The sequence below is a fragment of the Thermomonas brevis genome, assembly GCF_014395425.1.
Classification (GTDB): Bacteria; Pseudomonadota; Gammaproteobacteria; order Xanthomonadales; family Xanthomonadaceae; genus Thermomonas; species Thermomonas brevis.
This window is the reverse complement of sequence record NZ_CP060711.1, coordinates 3,070,937-3,092,911: the sequence shown is the minus strand read 5'-3', so window position 1 is coordinate 3,092,911 and position 21,975 is coordinate 3,070,937. Positions and strand designations below refer to the sequence as shown.

6 protein-coding genes and 2 tRNA genes are annotated in these 21,975 nt (G+C 64.2%); all 8 read right to left on the bottom strand.

Features of this window, described 5'->3' with window-relative positions:
• Positions 1–38 precede the first annotated feature (38 nt).
• A complete protein-coding gene (locus tag H9L17_RS14275; RefSeq protein ID WP_187570081.1) occupies positions 39–401 on the bottom strand; it encodes a hypothetical protein in 363 nt (120 codons plus the stop codon).
• Positions 398–3,817 (bottom strand): LysM peptidoglycan-binding domain-containing protein, encoded by a 3,420-nt coding sequence (locus H9L17_RS14270; protein ID WP_187570080.1) that lies wholly within the window; start codon positions 3,815–3,817, stop codon positions 398–400. The genes H9L17_RS14275 and H9L17_RS14270 overlap by 4 nt, the downstream gene beginning before the upstream one ends.
• Before the next feature lie 118 nt (positions 3,818–3,935).
• Positions 3,936–4,361, bottom strand: a complete 426-nt coding sequence (locus H9L17_RS14265; protein ID WP_187570079.1) for a hypothetical protein — start codon at positions 4,359–4,361, stop codon at positions 3,936–3,938.
• A gap of 1 nt (position 4,362) precedes the next feature.
• Entirely contained in the window at positions 4,363–4,923 is a 561-nt protein-coding gene (locus tag H9L17_RS14260; protein WP_187570078.1) for a hypothetical protein, read from the bottom strand.
• A gap of 332 nt (positions 4,924–5,255) precedes the next feature.
• Complete coding sequence (locus H9L17_RS14255) at positions 5,256–5,912, bottom strand: hypothetical protein (RefSeq protein ID WP_187570077.1); 657 nt, start codon at positions 5,910–5,912, stop codon at positions 5,256–5,258.
• A gap of 244 nt (positions 5,913–6,156) precedes the next feature.
• Positions 6,157–21,342 carry a putative Ig domain-containing protein gene (locus tag H9L17_RS14250; protein ID WP_187570075.1) on the bottom strand — a complete coding sequence of 5,062 codons (15,186 nt, stop codon included), beginning with the start codon at positions 21,340–21,342 and terminating at the stop codon, positions 6,157–6,159.
• Between the two features lie 330 nt (positions 21,343–21,672).
• A tRNA-Arg gene (locus H9L17_RS14245) sits at positions 21,673–21,749 on the bottom strand.
• Between the two features lie 83 nt (positions 21,750–21,832).
• Positions 21,833–21,925, bottom strand: a tRNA-Ser gene (locus H9L17_RS14240).
• Between the last annotated feature and the right edge of the window lie 50 nt (positions 21,926–21,975).

Here is a 21,975-nt window from a genome sequence, read left to right as displayed (position 1 = left end):
CATGAGTTCAAGCGAGATGAGCCAAATGAGAAGAAAGTTCACTCTGGCCCGATTTCTCCCCTCGCACGCTCGTCTTCCACTAAAAACAAATTTTGCAGATCACCGCTGACATCAACATCATCCACGATCAAATTAACTACCCCATCAATACCATCAACACGATTAACTCCATCAATTATTCCAAATACATTGGCGACAGTATCAACAGAAACCTGCCGCATCACCTCAAAAAAAACCTCTCTCTCACTATAATTTAATCCACGAAATAACGTAAGCGCACGCCCCCAATACAAATCTGAAGCCTCGCTAATAATTGTCGACCCAAAGAGATCCTGATAGATCTTATTATTTTCCAAGACAACATGACTATAGATTTTAGACGCAAATTCCTGCGGAGTCATGGATATACCTTTTCAAATGCGCCAGGGTAGGAATTTTTGTTCATCGAAATGAGTCGCCGCAATTGAGAATTTGGAATATCAGGATAAACCCTTCGAAGCTCGCCAATGTCACGCGCCAAGACTGCCCTCGGCGTAAGCAGGCCAGCTGTGCTTCTAGAGACAATACCATTAGGCCCCCTGATCGTATGACCCACTTTAGGCACCAACATTGCAGGAGCAGTATTGGGATTGTAGCCAGGGATCATCTCCTTTAACAAAGCCTTTTGGCCGACATGATGTGCATCTAAGCCGGGTGCCGCCCCTCTAATTTCGTTGTATAGGCCAACAGTGTATTTCTCACTAACTGAAGCAACCGGACTCCTAAACCCCTTAATCGCTCCAAGCCCGTTCATGCTGAACACAGGAGCCCGCTCAAGGATGATTGGATTCTGGAATCGAAGCGCCGTATTCAGAACTCGGGAAGTCTCCGCGTAACGCGCAACCCCACCCAACGCCACTCCCGTCAGGCCAGCGACTACCGTCTGTTTCCACGAATAACCGGATTGCCCTGCCTGCCCTCCCGTGACCCAATGCGTCACCATGCCAGTGCTCTGCTGGATGGCATCGAACGATACGCCAGCAGCGCCACCGCCCATCATGTTGCCAAGATAGCCGGAGCCCAAACGCCCCCCGACATACCCGAGCAAGCGCCCACTTCCATAGAGGCTAGCGACGCTGCCCACGCCATCCAGTACGGTCGCCGTCCAGAAGTTGGCTTGCGACAACTCGCCGTTCGCGTAGTTGGTCAATCTCTCGTCATGTCGCTTCAGGAACCCCAAAGAAGCAAAGTTCCACAACTCGTATCCTGTCGAACGGATCGCGTAACTCACCGCATCAAGGCTGCTCGTATGGCCAGCCGCGATGGCGGCGTCAACAGATGCATCATCAATACCGATGATGCTGGCATTGGTGATGGCCTGCTGACGCTGCGGCATGGAGAGGATCACATCTTCATGCTCAAGCTGAGACTGCAATGCATCATGGAATGGCCGCCATTCCTCGGCAGCCCACGCTCTTTGGATTGAATCGTCCAACGCCAGTGGCGGCGCACCGACACCCACACGGGTATAGGCGCCAAATTCCCGGTTTGACAGATGCGTCAAGAACGCCAATACGTTCGCTTCACGCTCGTTGGCTGGAGTACGGGAAGCCAAAGCATCCAGTGCCTGCCAACTCTGGTCTGCTTCGATCTGGTCAGCGGTCTGGTCATAGCCATACTCTCGCGCCATTTCAGCAATATCGTTGTAGCTCGCCGGGCCCATCGCCGTCCCGTTCCGTGCGGCATCGGCCACGATGCTTTGAGCATCGCGAACCATCGCAACACCCTTCGCTTCCAAGGCCATCCTGTCGAGTGCCGCCTGCGCGCGTTCCTCCATCTGCGCGTTCATGCGTGCCTGGAACGCATCCAACTGCTTCTGCGCATCGCGAAGCTGCGAACGACGCACTCTTGCACTCGCCAACGCATTGCCGAACGCATCCGCCGCGATGTTGCCGTAGTCCACCGCATCATCGAACCCGAATGCTCTCCTGGCATGCAGCGACACCACTCCGCCCACCATGTGGTTGGCGAAGTCATCGAGCATGTTGCCGTTGCCGAGGAACGGGTTCTCCGGCAACGTGGACAGGCGATCATTGATGCCTGCCGAGACCACGCTACTCACCGCATTCGCTGCAACACCGCGCCAACTGAAGCTGCCGCCACCCACGATCTGCCCGGCCGCATTCGCGCCGGCATTGGCGACGGCCAAGCCCGCCACCTTGCCCCATTCGCCTTTATTGGCAGCCGCGCCAATCGTGCCGAACCGCGCTGCAATTCCACCCGTGATGGCACCGGTCACCGCGCCTGCTGCCACGCTGCGCCAACTGAAGGTCGCCGCCCCCATCGCGCTGCCCACTGCCAGGCTGGCGGCGGCACCTGCCGCACCGGCCACGGCGCCGACCACCGCGCCACCGAGCGCTGTCAACGATGCGGTTCCCCCCGCAACCGCAATCGCACTACCACTCAGCGCGGCGGCACCCGTCGCCATGGCGCCGCCGGTGACGACCGCACCATTGGCAGCCATGACCGCGCTGGTCAGCGCCCCGGCCGTATAGATCGTCACCACGATCGCCACCACCACCATCACGATCTTCGCCAACGCGCCGCAATGGCTCTTCGGCGGCGGCGTGATGTAAGGCAGGCTCGGTGTCGTCGAGCCTTGGATCGCGTTCGGGTCGAACGGCTTGAACGTCGTCGCGTCGTTCGCCGTCGTCTTCACCGACGGCACCTTCAGCGTCGAGCCCACCACCAGCTCCGCGTCCGTCACCGCGTTCGCCGCCGCTAGCACGTACCACAGGCTGCCGTTGCCGTAGACCCGCTGCGCGATGCTCTGCAGCGTGTCGCCCTCCAGCACCATCGCGGGCTCCGTGCCCATCTGGCTGCTGTCGAACGCCGTCAGCTGGCTCGCCGCGTCGATCTTCCCGTCTTCGCCCAGCGTCGCCATCTGCTGGCCGTTCACGTACACGTAGTGCTGCGGCGATCCGTTGTCGCGACGCGTCAGGATGCCCCCCGACGCATCGAAACTGAAACTCCGCACCTGCGTCGGCACCGACTGGCCAGGCGTGCTCTGGGTGATCTTCACCCGGCGGCCCATCTGGTCGTAGATGCTGGCGGTGACCGTCCGCTTGTAGTTGGGGTCCGTGCTGGTCCCCGTGACCGTCTTCTCCAGGTACGTCTCGCGCTTCGCATACTCCGTGGTGTACGTGTGCGTGTAGGTGCCGCTGCCGGTCTGGTAGCGGTACGTCACCAGCATCCCGGCGCTGTTGTAGCCGCTGCCGCCCGAGGCCGTGCTGTAGTACACGGTCGACAGCGCCGTCAGCGCCGGATCGGGCGCGCCCCTGAACCAGGTCTGCCCCGTCCGACCCAGCTCGCTCACCTGCAGCACGCGGCCATCGACGTCGTAGGTCGTCTTGGTCTGGTGCGAACGCCAGCCGCTTACGTCGACTTCATACTCCGTTTGCTCACCCATCTTCGGGTTGCCGACCAGGTAACTCCTGATCGTCCCCGGCGCGAAATACTCCGTCAGCTCGGTCTCCCGCCCCGCCGCGTCGTAGGTGTGCTTCGCCACCACCCCGGTGGTCTGGCCCACGTTCACCGCCGCGTATTCCAGCTCCAACTGGCCGCGCAGCGTGTACGTCGACTGCGCCACCTGCGTGGCGCCCCACGACGTCACCGTCGTCCGGCTCACCGCATGGCCCGCCGCGTCGTAGTGCAGCGCGTACGACTCCACGTCCGAGTTCGCCTGCTTCCCCGCCACCACGATCTGACCGTTCACCAACGCGCCGTTCACCACCTGCACCCGGTTCTCCGCGTCGTAGCTGAACCACAGCGTCTGCACGTTCGGCACCTTCGGCGCCGGGCCGCTGGCTGTTATTAATGCTTGGAAAGAACGTCCGTCGATCTCAATATCGACGGAGGAGGGAAATTATCCCTGACACCATTATTGATATACGAATTCAATTGAAAGCGCAATCTTTCAACTCGTCCACCAATTGATCCCAACGCCCCCTTACAAAGGCCGTAATAGCTTTTTGAGCTTCGTCACCATCGTGAAAGCCCGTCAGCGTGACGCCAAGCTTGAGCAGAATGATGAAGCCCATGAACTCTTTAGGATTACCGTCCAATCTGCATAGCTCTCGAAAAGCCTTAGGATCGTTGAATAGATCAATACCAAGTATGGATACATTCGCATCTGGCAGAAAATACACCTCCGCCACCCCATACGATGAAACCGTAGCTCCAAATCCGTCATATCGAACAACGGTTTCTCCCAGCCGACTCTTCTCCTGCGATCTAGGTTCACCCAAATCTGACACGATCTCGTCATAAGTTGCGCCGAATTTGATACTACCCGCCGACACGTATGGCTCTATCACATTCATTTCATGGACCCTTTTTCAAATATCCTTTTCCATACGCATATTCAAGCATCTCTCGCGTTGCCGCGTTGTATTTTGTTGTGACACCGGAACTTTGGACAGACACACGGCGTATATCCCAAATTTCCTTTGCCATAGCGCCACGAAAATTTCCGACATCAATCAACTGCTTAACCTCAGATCGATATATCGCGCCCGCGAGGCCCTGACTACCGTGACTAGAGGTCAAAAAGTGATCCGCATAGTCCATCTGAATCGCTGGACCGCCGTAGGTTGTATATGGACTGACACTATCAGCTGGCGCATGGTGACGCTCTATCACCCCTCGCTCAGCAGAAAGCCGGCCATAGGCTCCACCACTGTATGTCCGTCCGGCTACCGCCGCTTCTTCTAGCGAGAAGTTTCCAACGATTTTTATTGGAATTGGATTCGAGTACAGAGTTCCCGGCGAAGGAAGTTCAAACTTGAGGTGATAGCTACCGTATTTCGCAAGCCCAGCGCCTGCCGCAAAATTCGCCAGCAGAGCACCGCCCATCTCCGCTTGGTTCTGATACGGCAACAGCAAGTCGATGTTGTATGGCGTCGTAGCGCGGAAGTCATCGAAGGCCCCCGCTGGAGCCACCGTAGCCTCGGCCATTGCAAAAACAGGGGTCGGAGTCGACTTTCTCGGGCTTCTCCTAAAAACTCAACTCTAAAAACTCAACTCCGACCCCTGTTTTTGTCAGGGTGAACGAAAAACAGAGGCCGGAGTCAACTTTCCGGGGCTTCCCCTAAAAACTCGACTCCGACCCCTGTTTTTCCTAGATGCCTTGACCAGTAGCCGGATTTAGCCCTTGCCGGTCCCGCCGATGCCAGACGGTAGCAACTCGATGTCAGCCGCTCTAGAAGAGTTTGCAACTACGAGTAGGAGCGTTTATTGATCTCCCACCATTCTAAAAATGGCCCCCAATCAAACCAACTCACAGTAGTTCCCTCGTGTGGCTGCGTCAGCCTTTCGTTGCAGAAATTGATGCCAACAATGTCGCTAACTTTCTGAAGCGCGGAGTCACGCAGCTCATAAAACTGCGTGCTGTTCATTGAATAGTCGGCCGCGTACGAATCAGTAGAGAACCGAACTAATGGAAATACCTCGCCTGGGTTGGCATAGGTTTCATAGTTGGCGAGCGCTATTCTCTTTGCGCCAAGATCCGACGCGACAAGATTTTCCATCATTACCGTTCTGTAATCGCTGTAATTCTTCCGAAGCCATACAAAAAGCTCCAAGGCTCGATAGCGCACGTAACTGTGTTTATCTTGAATTAGCGCACGAACTCTCGGGACAAGCTTTTCATAGAACGTGACAGGGAAGATGGATGGTTTGTTCTTCTCCAGGAGCGCCCCAAGGAAAAGAAATGCCAAAGACAAGTCCTCTTGCCGGTCAGAGGAGAAGCAGTTTTCAAGCGCAGACACCAGCTCCGAATCGACGTTCAATTTCTGAATATCTGCGTCCATCAGGGGAGAGCCAGGCGACGTCACCTTGGCTGCCAAGTTTCTCAGCTCTTGTTCGGGGGTCATGAATTAGTCTCGAATCCTCGGAGGAATTACGCGGTGCTCCCAACGTCCAAACAGGAACTCTTTATCAAGCTGGGTCACGAAGTCTGCGTGCAATTCTTAGGAATATATAGCTGAGTCCAGCGCCGCCCTTTACGCCACCCTGCCATGCCTGCAGCCAGCTTACCTCAAATATCGCCAGCTGATCCGCATTATTCCCCATGCCTTGATATTGAACAACTCTTCGCATCAAGTGAATTCATTGGCTTCATATCACTAAAGAACTCACCCGGTCCTCGCTGCCCAAACCGTGAGATTGATAATAGATTCCTGGCTTCACTTCACCAAAGTTACGATAAAGAACGAATCCAGCTTCGATGCGCTGATTCGATCGGCGACATGAGGCTGATAGAAGGGCCGGCCTCCGGAATTTCCAGGACCGCCCTGTTTGCAACCGACGGCACCCCCCAATTCTCAAGCGCCTGCATCCCCTGAATTCAAGCGCTCTAGGAGCGGCGATTCGACGCCAATCATCTGGATCTCCATTCGGCGCTGGCTCGGGAATCATTCCCTGAAGCGCGGGATGCGTGGCCCACATGTCGAAGTTGTTCTCGAACTTGCTGAACACCTGAGCATTGGGCGACCACCTGCTGACTTCATTGAGGAACTCTTCCCTCATGCGGGCAATTTCCTGAGGATTGGCACCCGCCGTTCCAGAAGAAGATGAAGCGCCCCCCCCTATTACACCGACACCATTCGCACCGGCAGATTCGCCGTTGAAAAGAAGACGCGGCTCCAGGAGTTCTATTCTTTCAGGCTCGACCTTCAACACTTCAGGCTCGATTGCGACTTTTGTGATCTCGAGTGAGTTGTCCCGACTCTTAGCACTTCTCTCCTGCGCCACACTTGCCAGCGCATTTCCGAACGCATCCGCCACGATGGCGCCGTAGTCAATGTCATCATTGAAACCCATTGAACGACGAACATGCAGACTGACAACACCACCGACCATGCCACCGACAAAAGCGCTACCTGCCTCCTCAAGATTTTTTGTCAGGAATGGGGTGACGCTCCTTGATATCCCGCTACTGATTGCACTGGCTGCCACGCTTCTCCAGCTGAAATGCGTCTCCATTCCCGCTACGCGCTGGGTCACTTGATTACCTAGATTCCCCAGCACACCGGATACCGCCCCTTGGGCGAACTTGCCTCCGCCGAAGACATCGGCGACCTTCCCGACTACCGTGCCATTTGCCAAACCGGCCGTCAGGGCCGCCGTCATTCCGTCCGCCGCCACCCGGCGCCAGCTGAAGGTCGTCGCCCCAAGCGCGCTACCGATGCCTTGGGCGACCGTACTGGCCGCCGCACCGACCACGAAACTGGCCGCCATCGCGCCACCCACCGTCGCGCCGGCAAACGCGCCTGTTGTGATGGCCGCGCCCCCGAAGAAGCCGGACATGGCCGGGGCCAACATGGGCGCGTAGACCGCGACCACGACCGCCACTGCGACCATCAATACCGCCATGACACCACTGCAATGCTTCTTCGGCGGCGGCGTGATGTACGGCAGACTCGGCGTCGTCGAGCCCTGGATCGCGTTCGGATCGAACGGCTTGAACGTCGTCGCGTCGTTCGCCGTCGTCTTCACCGACGGCACCTTCAGCGTCGACCCCACCACCAGCTCCGCGTCCGTCACCGCGTTCGCCGCCGCCAGCACGTACCACAGGCTGCCATTGCCGTAGACCCGCTGCGCGATGCTCTGCAGCGTGTCGCCCTCCAGCACCATCGCAGGCTCCGTGCCCATCTGGCTGCTGTCGAACGCCGTCAGCTGGCTCGCCGCGTCGATCTTCCCGTCTTCGCCCAGCGTCGCCACCTGCTGGCCGTTCACGTACACGTAGTGCTGCGGCGATCCGTTGTCGCGACGCGTCAGAATGCCCCCCGACGCATCGAAACTGAAACTCCGCACCTGCGTCGGCACTGACTGGCCTGGCGTGCTCTGGGTGATCTTCACCCGGCGGCCCATCTGGTCGTAGATGCTGGTGGTGACCGTCCGCTTGTAGTTGGGGTCCGTACTGGTCCCCGTGACCGTCTTCTCCAGGTACGTCTCGCGCTTCGCATACTCCGTGGTGTACGTGTGCGTGTAGGTGCCGCTGCCGGTCTGGTAGCGGTACGTCACCAGCATCCCGGCGCTGTTGTAGCCGCTGCCGCCCGAGGCCGTGCTGTAGAACACGGTCGACAGCGTCGTCAGCGCCGGATCGGGCGCGCCCCTGAACCAGGTCTGCCCCGTCCGACCCAGCTCGCTCACCTGCAACGCTCGGCCATCGGCGTCGTAGGTCGTCCTGGTCTGGTGCGAACGCCAGCCGCTCACGTCGACTTCATATTCCGTTTGCTCACCCATCTTCGGGTTGCCGACCAGGTAACTCCTGATCGTCCCAGGCGCGAAATACTCCGTCAGCTCGATCTCGCGCCCCGCCGCGTCGTAGGTGTGCTTCGCCACCACCCCGGTGGTCTGGCCCACGTTCACCGCCGCGTATTCCAGCTCCAACTGGCCGCGCAGCGTGTACGTCGACTGCGCCACCTGCGTGGCGCCCGTCGACGTCACCGTCGTCCGGCTCACCGCATGGCCCGCCGCGTCGTAGTGCAGCGCGTACGACTCCACGTCCGAGTTCGCCTGCTTCCCCGCCACCACGATCTGACCGTTCACCAACGCGCCGTTCACCACCTGCACCCGGTTCTCCGCGTCGTAGCTGAACCACAGCGTCTGCACGTTCGGCACCTTCGGCGCCGGCGGATTGCCGCCGCCACCGCCACCACCGCCCGGCGGATCGCCCGGATCGGTGGGGTCATCCGGCAGCCGCATCATCACGGCCTGCTGGTCGAGCTCCACCTGCAACGCGCCGGCTGACAGCATCCCGTACAGATCGTTGGACGTCTGCGAGGCCAGCGTCTCCTGCCGCACGTAAGGCCGCTCCAACCCGCCGAGCGGGTCTTCCATGGTCCCCGTCGCGTGGTAGGTGAAGCTCGCACTCACGCTCTGGCCGCGGCCGTCGCTGGCCGTCACCGTGATCCGGTAGTCCTTGCCGTACTTGCCTCCAGGGGGCGAACCGCTGAATGTCCGCGTCGCCGCATCGAAATGGATCAGCGACGACGACGGCGACACGCTGTGCGTGTAGGTCAGCGTATCCCCGTCCGGGTCCACGAACGTGTCCGCTGCGAACGTGTAGTACAGCCCGAAATCGGACGGCTGGTCTTCCAGCGGACGGTTCACGTACGGCGCGTGGTTCGTCGCCGGTGCGGACGACACCGTCACGGTGAAGGTGTCGCTCACCGAAGCACCCGACGGATCCTTTGCGGTGACGGTGACGCTCCAGCTCCCCGCCGCCGTCGGCGCGCCGCTGAACGTGCGCGTGGATGCAGTGAAACTCACCCCCGGCGGCATTCCGCTGGCCGTGTAGGTCAGCGCATTGCCGTCCGGGTCGCTGAAGGTGTTGGCCGGGAACGCGTAGCTCCACGCCTGGCCGGCGCTGGCGCTCTGATCCGGAATGGGCGCGGACACCACCGGCGCGCGGTTCAGCGGCGCACCGATGGTCAGGGTGAAGGTGTCGGACACCGCACCACCGCGTCCATCGCGGGCCCAGACTCTCAGCTGCAGGCTGCCCTGTGCGGGCGGCGTACCGGTGAAGGTGCGCGTGGCCGCATTGAAGCTCAGCCAACTGGGCAACGGCTGCTCCGTCCAGTACGAGCCGCCGCCGCCCGGCGGGTCTTCGGGATCGTCCGGCGGCAGCATCATGAGCTTCGCCTGACTGCCGCCGCCCGCCTGGATGCCATTGACCAGCACCCATTGCCAGGCATCGTAGGTCAACGCATCGCCGTTGGGATCGGTGAAGGTGTTGGCCGGCAGGGTGTAACTCCAGGCGCTGCCTGCGTTCGCCGTCCGATCCGGGATGGCATTGGAGACCACCGGCGCCTGGTTTGCCGCTGCGATGGTCACGACGAAGGTATCGCTCACCGTCGCGCCCGACGGATCGCGCGCCGTCACCGTCACGTTCCAGCTGCCCGCCGTCGTCGGCGTGCCGCTGAACTTGCGGGTACTGGCCGTGAAGCTCACGCCCGGCGGCATCCCGCTGGCCGTGTAGGTCAGCGCATTGCCGTCCGGATCACTGAAGGCGTTGGCCGGGAACACGTAGTTCCACGCCTGGCCGACTGTGCCGCCCTGGTCCGGGATGGGGCTGGACACCACCGGCGCGCGGTTGGGGATCGGATTGATGGTCAGCGTGAACGTGTCGGAGACTGCGCCGCCGCGTCCATCGCGAGCCCAGACCCTCAGCTGCAGGCTGCCCTGCGCGGGCGGCGTACCGGTGAAGGTGCGCGTGGCCGCATTGAAGCTCAGCCAGCTGGGCAGCGGCTGCTCCGTCCAGTACGAACCGCCGCCGCCCGGCGGGTCTTCGGGATCGTCCGGCGGCAGCATCATGAGCGTCGCCTGACTGCCGCCGCCCGCCTGGATGCCATTGACCAGCACCCATTGCCAGGCATCGTAGGTCAACGCATCGCCGTTGGGATCGGTGAAAGTATTGGCCGGGAGGGTGTAACTCCATGCCTGACCGGTCGTGGCGGTCTGGTCCGGGATGGCATTGGACACCACCGGCGCCTGGTTTGCCGCCGCGATGGTCACGACGAAGGTATCGCTCACCGTCGCGCCCGACGGATCGCGCGCCGTCACCGTCACGTTCCAGCTGCCCGCCGTCGTCGGCGTGCCGCTGAACTTGCGGGTACTGGCGGTGAAGCTCACTCCCGGCGGCATCCCGCTGGCCGTGTAGGTCAGCGCATTGCCGTCCGGGTCGCTGAAGGTGTTGGCCGGGAAAACGTAACTCCACGCCTGACCAGCGGTGCCACCTTGGTCCGGGATGGGACTGGACACCACCGGCGCGCGGTTGGGAACCGGATTGATGGTCAGCGTGAACGTGTCGGACACCGCACCGCCGCGTCCATCGCGGGCCCAGACCCTCAGTTGCAGACTGCCCTGCGCGGGCGGCGTGCCGGTGAAGGTGCGCGTAGCCGCATTGAAGCTCAGCCAGCTGGGGAGCGGCTGCTCCGTCCAGTACGAACCGCCGCCGCCCGGCGGGTCTTCGGGATCGTCCGGCGGCAGCATCATGAGCGTCGCCTGGCTGCCACCGCCCGCCTGGATGCCATTGACCAGCACCCATTGCCAGGCATCGTAGGTCAGCGGATCGCCGTTGGGATCGGTGAAGGTGTTGGCCGGAAGGGTGTAACTCCATGCCTGACCGGTCGTGGCGGTCTGGTCCGGGATGGCGTTGGACACCACCGGCGCCTGGTTGGGAACCGCAATGACGGTGACGGTAAAGGTATCGCTGACCGTACCTCCCCGCGGGTCCTGCGCCGTCACGGTGATGTTCCAGCTGCCGAGCGTCGAGAGCGTGCCGCTGAAGGTGCGGCTGGCGGCGTCGAAGTGGAGCCACTGCGGCAGGGCGCCGGTGCTGTAAGTGAGTGCGCCACCGTCCGGATCGTTGAAGGTGTTCGCCGGGACGACGAAGCTCCAGTTGCCTCCCGTCGCCTGCGCGTTCTGATCCGGAATCGGATTGGTGACCACCGGAACCTGATTGGGTCCCAGAACGGTAAGCGTGAAGGTATCGCTGACGCTCAAGTCGCCATCGCTGGCAGTGACCGTGATCGACCAGCTGCCGGAGGTAGGCGCCACGCCGCTGAAAGTGCGCGTATCCGGATTGAAGATCGCCCACGGTGGCCTTCCGCTGACCTCGAAGCTCAGCGCTTGTCCATTGCGGTCGCTGAAGGTGCCGGCCGGCACGGTATAGCTCCACGCCTGGCTGGCATTGGCCGTCTGGTCGGGGATGGGACTGGACACCGTCGGCGCCGCATTGGGCGTGGTGACGATGAAGGTGTCCGTAACATTGGCGCCCTGCGGGTCCTGCGCAATGACGGTGATGCTCCAGCTGCCCACCTCCTTCGGAGTGCCGCTGAATTTGCGCGTACTAGCGTCGAACGCCATCCACGCCGGCATGCCGCTGGCGGTATAGGTCAGCGCGCTGCCGTCGGGATCGGTGAAGGTGGTCGGCGGGAAGGTGTAACTCCAGGCACCGCCGGTGGCGGGAGCTGCCTGGTCCGGGATCGGGTTGGACACCACCGGAGAGCGGTTCGAGGACGTGCCGATGGCGACCGTGAAGGTGTCGCTGACGCTCAAGCTGCCGTCACTGGCGGTGACGGTGATCGCCCAACTGCCCGAGGCTGGGCTGGTGCCGCTGAACGTGCGGGTGGCGGGATCGAAGGTGATCCATGAAGGCTTCCCGTCGACGCTGCATATCAGTTCCTGGCCGTTGCGATCCGCGAACGTGTTGGCCGGAATGGTGTAGCGCCAGACCTGATTGGCGTTCACCGTCTGGTCCGGAATGGGGCTGGATACGGTCGGCGCCACATTCGGGGTGGTGACGTTGAACGTATCGGTGACACTGGCGCCCTTTGCATCCTGGGCGATGACCGTGATACTCCAGCTGCCCGCCTCCTGCGGCACGCCGCTGAAGGTGCGGGTGGCCGCATCGAAGTGCAGCCAGTCCGGCAGCCCGGTGGCGCTGTAGGTCAGCGCGCCGCCTTCGGGATCGGTGAAGGTGTTGGCTGGGACAACAAAGCTCCAGTTGCTTCCGTTGGCTGGCGCCGTCTGGTCGGGGATCGGCGCGGCGACCACGGGCGCCTGGTTGGTGGGGTCCAGCGGCGCGGCATTGGTGCCATAGGCGCTGTTGGCCACAACCCGGCGGCGGTTGCCCACCGCGTCGTAGTCGTAGCTCAGATCCAGCGTGTATTTCCCGCCGGCCGCCATGTCCTGGTTGGTGACCCGGATGATGCGGTTGTGGCTGTCGTAGGTGGTGCGGGTGATGGTGTGCACCTGGTTGCCGGCGCCATCCACCGTCTGCGTGGCTTCCAGGGTCCGGTTCCCGGACGCGTCGTACTCGTAGTAGTAGGTGATCGGGCCATCGGTGACGCGCATCACCAGGCCGTTGGCGTAGTACTCGGTACGCCGGTTCACCGGCATCTGGGTCAGGTCGGTGTCCGGCGGCAAGTCGGGCCAATCCTCCGGCGGCAGCTGCTGCCGCATCGGCATGACGTACCCGCTTCCCTCCCCGCCCTGCATCGCCATCACCCCCATGGGCTGGAAGCCGGTGACCGCCGTCAGCAGCCCGCTGCGCGCGTCGTAGGCGTAGTCGTAATTGGATCCGCCCATGTCGACGTGGTCGGTAAGGCGGCCGAAGTAGTCGTAGACCCAGGTGTTGCTGTCCGACGCGATCGTTTCACGGATCTTGCGCCCCTGCGCGTCGTAGGCGCTGGCCCGCACCACCCCGGCCTTGGTCTGGCTGCGCACCAGCAGACCGCGGCTGTCGTAGTCGTACTTGATCCAGCTGCCGGTGGCATCGGTCGTCTGCAGCCGCCCACCGTTCTGGTCGAGCAGATAGGACTGCAGGACCGTCTTGGCGCGCGCGCTCCCGTTCGGCAGGAAGTCGCCCTGCGCCACCGCATGATCGAGCTTGTCGTAATCGACGTAGGTCAGGTAGCCCACCGCATCCTGGGCCGCCACTTCACGGCCGAGCACGTCGTAGCCCTTGCGGGACACCCCGCCGGTCGCGTCCGTGACCCGCACCTGCTGGCCCGCCGCATCGTACTCGTAGCGCCGCACGTGGCCATTGGCGTCCTGCGTCGCGATCAGCCGGCCCAGCGCGTCGTACATCCACCGCGTTTCCGGCGCCTGCCAGCGTTCGGCGCCGGTTTCGTCGATGACCTTGACGCTGGGCGCGGTCTGCCGGATGACCTGGTCCCGGTCGTTGTAGGCGTACTGGGTGACGTTGCCGAGCGGATCGGTCTGGACGAGCACGTTGCCCCAGCGATCCAGACTGACGCTGACCTGCGCGGTCGCGCTGGCATCCACCTTCCAGGACGGCAGGACCTGGCCGATCACCCGGCCCAGCTTGTCGTTCTTCGTCAGGTAGACCGCGGTCGCCGCCGCCCCGTCGTTCGTCCACGGCCGCTCTTCGCGCACCTGGTGCCCGGCCAGATCGTAGAAGTAGCTGCGGTTGGCGCCGGTGTCCGCGTTCGAGGCAACGACCCGACCCGCCTTGTCGTAGACGTAGCGCGCCGAGGTCGCGGCCGACGCCAGGGCGGCGGCGGTCGCGCCCTGCGCGGTGATTTCGCCGAAGGCGTTGTAGGCCACCGCGCTCTGCGCATCGGTGAGCGCTGCGCCGCCGCCCGCCGGCGTGCGCGTGGTGACGGACGTGAGCTGCCGGCCGATGGCGTCGTAGCTGGCGACGGTATGCACCGTCATGTTGCCGCTGGCGCCGGTCAGCGTGTACCAGGCATCCACGACGTTGTCCGCGGCGTCGTAGCGGCTGTACCAGAACGTACCGACGGCATCCCGGGTGGCGACCGCGCGCCCCTGCCGGTCGTAGCGCACGGTGGTCACGGCGTTCGCCGCATCGCCCGCGTTCGGCGCACCGCTGGCCGGGTCGCCGCCGGCATAGCGCACCACCCGCAGCGCGTTGCCGAAGGCGTCGTAGTCCATCGTGGTATAGGGCGCGGCGTCGACGTACAGGGCCGCGCTGGACAGATCCAGGTTCGCGTTGCCCGCGAGCAGGCTCTGCCAGTCGCTGCGCAGCACCTTGTGTTCGGTTTCGGTCGTCGAGAGGGTGCGGCCGAGCGCATCGTAGGCGATGCCGCTGACCTTCACGCCATCGACCGTGGTGGTGAGCAGGCGCCCCTCGGCGTCATAGCCGAACGCCGTATCGACCATGCGCCGCTCGTTGGCGCCCGCAGCGGTCTGGTACAGGTGCGACGCGCTTTCCTTGACCTTGCGTCCGAGCAGGTCGTAGCTCCAGAGCGTGCTGCGATCGTAGCCGGTGGCCGCATTGCCCACCGCGGGCAGCGGCGGCAGGGTGCCGGTCGTCAACCCGGCCGTCTCGATCTTCCGCGCGAACTCGATCTGGAGTTCCACCCGGCCCAACGCATCGTATTGCCAGGCGGTGACGTAGCCTTCGGCATCGACGGTGCGGATCCGCCGCCCCAGCTCGTCGTAGTAGTGGAAGGTGTCCGCCCAGATCGCATCGGCCTGGTCGGGCGTGCCTTCCAGCAGCTGCCGCTCCTTGACCAGGTTGCCGTAGGCGTCGTACTCGAACCGCGTCGTCGGCGTGCCCGTCGCCAGCGTGCCATCGGCCATGTAATAGGCGACGGACGGCTGGGTGATCGCGCTCTTGCGGCCCAGCCGGTCGTAGGTGGTGGTCAGCGTGCGGTCGTCGGCGCTGGCGGTCAACACGCCCGATCCCGCCATCTGCGCCCGCGTGATCGCCTGGCCCGCCGTCCAGCCCGTCAACTTGGCGGTATTGAGCTTGTTGGCATAACGCGTCAGCCCGGTCTGCTCGCCGTAGGCGTCGTAGGCATACGCGGTCACGTAGCCGGCTTCGTCGATGTCGTAGGCCAGCCGGCCCAGGCTGTCGTACACCTTGTAGCTGTAGTTGCCGCGCACGTCCTTCTGGACCACCGCGCGATCAAGCGCATCGTAGGCCACGCGCACGTCGGGCTGGACACCGGTGGCCGCCAGGACGCCGTTGTCGTCCAGCTGCCAGGCATCCGGGAAGAGCGTCCGGCTCTGCCGGCCGCGCACGTCGTACTCGTAAGTGACGGTGCGTTCTTCCGCCGTCCCGGCGTTCTCCGTCACCGTCAGCACCTGGCCCAGCGCGTCGTAGGTGCGCCGGGTCACGATGGACGTCGTGCTCACCACGACGTTGCCGCTCGCGTCGTAGCGGGCGACGGCGACGGCGGGCGAGCGCTCCGCCGTCATCCTGCCGGCCGCATCGTATTCGTAGGTCCAGACCGCGCCCAGCTTGTTGGTGACGCTGGTGCGGCGGCCGGCCGCGTCGTAGCCGTAGGACTCGGTCTTGTTCAGCGCGTCCGTCGTGCCGGTCAGGCGACCGGCATTGTCGTAGGCGTAACCGGTGCGCTGGACGTTGGCCTGCCCGGCCACCAGGGCGGCCACCGCCGCCTCCGTCACCGTGGCGATCGTCACCGGCGTGGCATAGGCATGCGTCGAGACGACCCGGTCCGCACCATCGTAGCGCTGCTCGGTCACCGCGCCGGCATCGTCCACCGAGAACCGCAGCCGCCCCGCCCCGTCGTAGGCATAGCGGGTCAGGCGCTGCTGGTCGGCGGCATTGCCGCCTGCCGTCGCGAGCGCACTGGCGACCTGCGCGGCCATCTGTCCGGCCACGTAGGGGATCGTCACCGCATAGGCGACGTCGGCGGTCTTCAGGCCGGAGGCGTCATAGCGGCGCTCGCTGACCACCGCGCCCGCATCGCTTCGGGTCAGCGCATAGACCACGCGCCCCGCGGCGTCGTAGACGTACTGGCTCGCCCGCGCGGCGCTCTCGTTGGCGCTGGCAAAGCCGGTGAAGTCGCTCACGGCCGCCGTGCCGGCGCGCAGCTTGGTCAGGACCGTCGACGTGGTAAACGCCGCCCCATACGCCAAGCTCTGCTGCACCCGTCCGGCGCTGTCGTAGCGGGTTTCGGTCAGGCTGCCCGCTGCGTCCAGCGTGAAGCGCACCCGGTTGTCGCGGTCGAACACCTGGTAGCCGAGGCGATCCGCCGCATTGTTCAGGAGCGACTCGCTCGTCACCAGCGCCTGCAGCGCACCGGTCGTCGGCGCCGCGGCAAGGGCCGCCAGCGCGCCGGCGCTGAGCGCCTTGGCGTATTCGCGGGTCAGGACCGCATTGCCGTTCTTGTCGTAAACCGTCTCGACGAGCGCGCCGGCGGCATCCACCACGAAGCGCAACCGGCCCGCCTCGTCGTAGGCGTACCGCGTCAGGTTGCCCAGCGCGTCCGTGCGGGTGACCAGATTGTCGTTCGCGTCGTACGCGTAGCGGGTGATGAGATTGAGCTTGCCGGTGCCCGGATCGACGGTTTCGGCGACGCGACGGTTCAGCGCGTCGTAGGCGTACTGCACCGTCGTGGCCGCGCTGGTGCCATAGCCTTCGGTGACCGTCAGCACTCGACCGGCGGCGTCGTAGGACGTCACCGTGCGCAGGTTCAACCCGTTCGGATCCCGGGCGACCTGGGTCAGGCGCCCCTCGCGGTCGTAGCTCATCCGGGTGAGCCGGCCGCTGGCGTCGGTCACGTCCAGCCGCCGCCCCTGTCCGTCGTAGGTATACGTCGTGGTCAGATTGAGCTTGCCGGCCCCCGGATCCTCCACCCGGGTCAGCTGGCGACCGATCGCATCGTAGGTGTATTGCACCTTGCGGCCGCTGGCGTCCGTCGCCTCCGTCAGCAATCCGCGAACGTCGTAGACGTTGCCCGTGCTGTTGCCCAGCGGATCGAGAACCGAGACGACCGCACCGTTCCTGTCGTAGGTCGTGGTGGCCGTGGCCGTGCCGCCGCCCGGCAATGCCTGGCTCACGGTCACGGTCTGCCCGAACCGGTTGTGCACGGTGGTGACGGACACGCCCTCCGGCGTGGTCACCACCAGGCTGCGCGCACTGTCGCTATGGGCATAGGTCGTGACGTAACCCCGCGCATCGGCCTGGCTCACCACGCGGTCGAAGGCGTCGTAGACCGTACTCGTGCTTTCCAGCTGCCCGGACACGGTTCGGCTCATGCCGACCTGGCGCCCCCGCCTGTCGTAGGTCAGCGTGGTGACGCTGCCAAGCGCGTCGGTGACGGTCGCCACGCGGCCGAACGCGTCGAACGTCTGGGTCGTGGTGCGCGCCAGCGCGGTGCCATCGGCCTCGGTGCGGGAGTTCATCTGGCCACGCGGGTTGTAGGCGTACCGCGTCGTGCTGGCCTGGCCAGTACCGTAGGCCGTGGTCTGTTCCGCCAGTTCGCCGAAGGCGTTGTAGCTCATCGCCGTCTGCACGCCCTCGGCGTCGGTCAGCCGCGTCAGCAGGCCGCGTCGGTCGTACGCGTACTGGCGGCGGGCATCGGTCGCCGCCACGAAGCTCAGGGTGGAGATCGCGCTCTGGACGCTGGCCCGGACGCCCGGCTGGGCGATGGCGATGCGCCCGGTGTAGACCAGCACCTCGCCGACCTGGCCGAAGGCCGTGTAGCGGGTTTCGGTCACCTCGCCCTGCGCGTTGGCGATGCCATTGGCCTTGACGCCGCGCACGACGAAGGTCTGCCGCCCCTGCGCATCGTAAAAATAGAAGGTCTTGGCGCCGCTGGCGTCGACGGTTTCGGTACGCCGGCCCAGCAGGTCGTAGCTATGCCGCAGGCCATACTGGGCATAGGCGCTCTCGCGCTGCGCCTCGCTCAGGCTTGGATCATCCAGGCTCTTGCCGAGCATCGCCGCCGCGTCGGCCGCCTGCTGGCCGCTCATCTCGCCGGTCACCTGGCCGAACACGTCGTAGCGGAGATAATTCTCCCGCACTTCGCTCGTGCCCTGCCCCGCCTCCGTCCGCACGAGCCGGCCCGCCTCGTCGTAGCTGTAGCGGGTCACCGTGCCTTCGGGATTGAGCTCGACGACCACCTGGCCCAACCCATTGAAGCTGCGCTGGGTCAACCGGTACGGTTCGGCCGGCGGGCTCTTCATTGCGCTGGTCCGCAGGGTCGCCAGCGTCTCGCTGCCCGTCAGCCCCGTCAGCTTCTTGGCGTAGGCCTTGACGACGCGCTGGTTGTTCTTCTCGTCGTAGAGGAACTCGGTCAGATACCCTTCGGCATCCACCAGGCCGACCTGGTTGCCGCGCCCGTCGTAGAGCAGGTGTTCGACCTGGTCGTTGGCCGCATCCGCGAGCGGACGCAACTGGTCCAAGGTGCCGTTTTGCCAGTACGCATTGTTGGTGCGGGTGGCGTAGCGCTTCGTCAGCGCCAGACGGCCGGCCGCATCGTAGATCATCTCGACCAGGAAGCCGCCCGCATCCAGCGTCGCCACCAGTCGGTCGGTGACGTCGTAGAAGAACCGCTTCACCCGCGAGGCGCCGTCTCCGCTTTCCGTGCTCGACAGCAACCGGCCCGCGCCATCATAGGCGTAGCTCGTCACCAGCCCGGCGGCATCGGTCTCGCTCGCCAGGCGGCCCGCCGCATCGTACGCGCGCGTCGCCGTGCGATCGTTCGCCGCGTCGGTCTGAACCCAGGCCTGGGTCCCCGACAGCGCCGGTGCCCCGGCCGCATAGACCAGTTCGTCCTTGACCACCGCCCCTGCGGAATACCACCCCGTCGTCGCCACCCGGTTGGCATAGGACACGCTGCCGCTGACGCGGCCGATGGCGTCGTAGAGCGTCTTCGTGACCGCGCCGGTCGCATCCACCGCCGCGCTCAGGCGGCCGGCGGCATCGTAGAAGAAGTAGGTAAGTCCGCCGGTTGCGTCCTGCACGGCACGCAGACGCCCGGTCGCGTCGTAGACGCTTTGCGCCGTTCGCGTCACCTGCGCGCCCGCAACCGTCCCCGCCTCGCTCAGCGACAGCAGCAGGCCCGCGGCATTGCGCACCTCAGTGCGCACCAAGCCGCTGTCGAGCGTCGTGACCACCCGACGCGACGAGTCCACGTAGGCAACGGTGGTCGTGACGGTGTTGGCGTCGTCGTTGGCCGCGGTCTCGCTGCTGCGGCGGATCGTGCTCAGCAGCCGCCCCAGTCCGTCGTACACGTAATCCACGACCTCGCTGCCGCCCGGCGCCACGCCCGCCACCGTGCGTCCCACGCCATGCACCGCCACCTGCTGGCGCAGCAAGCCCTGGGCGTCGTACGTGTAGCGCGTGATCGAGGTGGCATCGTCCAGGACGCCTGCACCGCTCGAGGAGGAGACGGTCGCGTAGTCCGTGCGCTGGGACAGCCGCCCCTGTGCGTCATAGCTGAAGTCGGTCCGGGCGGTCTGCCCACGCCCGGCCGTCGCCCAGTCCGTCATCTCGGTCAACGTCGGCACGCCGGACACCGGCAGCCCGCTGGTGTCGTACATCGCGCCCACGAAGCTGCGCGTCATCGACGCCAGGCCCTGCGCCACGCCCGAGGCGTTGTACTGGGTTTCCGTCACCCGACCGGCGGCATCGATCACGAAGCGCAGCAGACGCGGATTGGTGGTGTCGTAAACGTACCGCGTGACCAACGCGTCGCCCGGCACGTTGACGGTGCCGGCGTGAGTCGGGTCCAACCCGTCCGCATCCGGCACCGTGTAGCGCGCTTCGGTCAGGACTCGATTCTCGCTGCTGTACGTGCGCACGACCGTGTTGCCGAGCAGGTCGCGCTGCAGGATCACGTTGCCGTTGGCGTCGTATTGGTACACCGTGTCCAGCGTGGACATCGCCCCCGCATACGCGGCCTGGCGGATGCGCACCACGTTGCCGGCGGCGTCGTAGCTGTAGTCGGTCACGGCACGCTGGCCGCCGACCGCCGGCTCCAGCACCGCGGTCAACTGGCCCGCCGCATCGTACTGGTAGGTCCAGCTCCGGCCGGCGGCATCGGTGACGGTCGTGGCCCCCGCCGAGTACGCATAGGTCAGCGACTGGGCGGACCCATCGGCCACCCCGCCCTGGGTGACGCTGGCGATGCGTCCGGAGGCATCGTAGGTATAGGCCACCGTGATGCCGTCGCTGGTGGCGACGCCGGTGATCCGCAACGAACTGGCGTCGGCGTAGGTGTACGCGACCCGATACGACTTGCCGTCGTTGTTCGCCGGAGCGCCGGCATCCCAGGTATTGTCCAGCGCGCTCTCGGGCGTCAGGTCGGTCTGCACCCAGCTCAGCCGCCCGGCCGCGTCGTAGCCGTAGCTCACCTGGCCCTTGGTCACCAGCACGCCACCGACATCGCGCTCGGACGTGCCCAGGCTGATCAGCCGGTTCTGGTCGTCGTAGCCGAACGTCAGCGTCTCGCCGTTCGTGCCGGTGACGCTCTGCAACAGCGTGCCGCTGTAGCTCAGCGTATAGGTCGCCTTCGTCGCCAGGTCGACGATCTTCTCCAGCTTCCCGGCCACCGCCAGACTGCTTGCGGTGTAGGTTTCCTGCACCTGCGTGCCGCCTTCCGTCCACAGCCACTTCGCCGACGATCCCGACCCCGACAGCACGATCGTGTCGTGGGCGCCCTCGCCCTGCGACGAGACGTAGGCGCTCCGCGCCGCATCCCACGTGTAGGTCACCACGCTGCCATCCGCCGTGGCCCGCTCCACCGTGCTGCCCACGGTGTTCTTGGTCCCGGATGCCAGGCGCACGGTGCGCTCGTAGCCCGTCTGCCAGCCATCCGTGCCCGTCTGGGCGAAGCTGCCCTGGCTGTTGTAGGTGCGCACCAACCCGGTTGCGAAGCCGTGGCCGAACAGGCTCTCGTCCCAACCGGTCAGAACCAGGTTGCCGGTCGCCAGGTTGACGTACTGGTCCGTCCGGCTGCCGCCGATCGACGGGCCACCGCCGGCCAACCCCAGCTGCGCCAGCGACGTCGTGAACAAGCCCAGACCATTGCCCGAGACGACTGCAACCATGACAACCCCTTCTGCTCGCCCCGGACCATTCCGTGGCCATCTCCACGTCAATCCCGGTACGGGCAAAAAGGTTTAGGCGAACAAGAACCCCCGCATCGCAACCAGCAACTAGACCAGGGACATACCAACCAAAGCGGGCACGCCCAACATCAGCAAATGATCAAGCAGCCTGCACACTCGCGCAGTTCACGGATCGATGTTCCATGACCGCGAGGGTGTAAGCCGATATCGATGAACAGCCAGACTGGGTGCGGAATTGACACGCACGAAATCGCGCAAACAAAAGGGCCAACCGGAAAAATCCGTTGGCCCTTCTTTCAGCTTTTATGGTGGCGCGCCCGGAAGGATTCGAACCTCCGACCCCCAAGTTCGTAGCCTGGTGCTCTATCCAACTGAGCTACGGGCGCAGAAGCGGAATTATGCAGAACCGCTTGGTGCACGTCAACGGAAAATTTCCGGTTCGGTGCGGGTGTTTCGCGTTTCGCCGCGATGGCGGAGACTGAGGGATTCGAACCCTCGATGGAGCTTTTGACCCCATACTCCCTTAGCAGGGGAGCCCCTTCGGCCTCTCGGGCAAGTCTCCGTGAGGCGAAACGCGAGCCGGCAAGGATACAGAACGAAAGGCGATCCGGC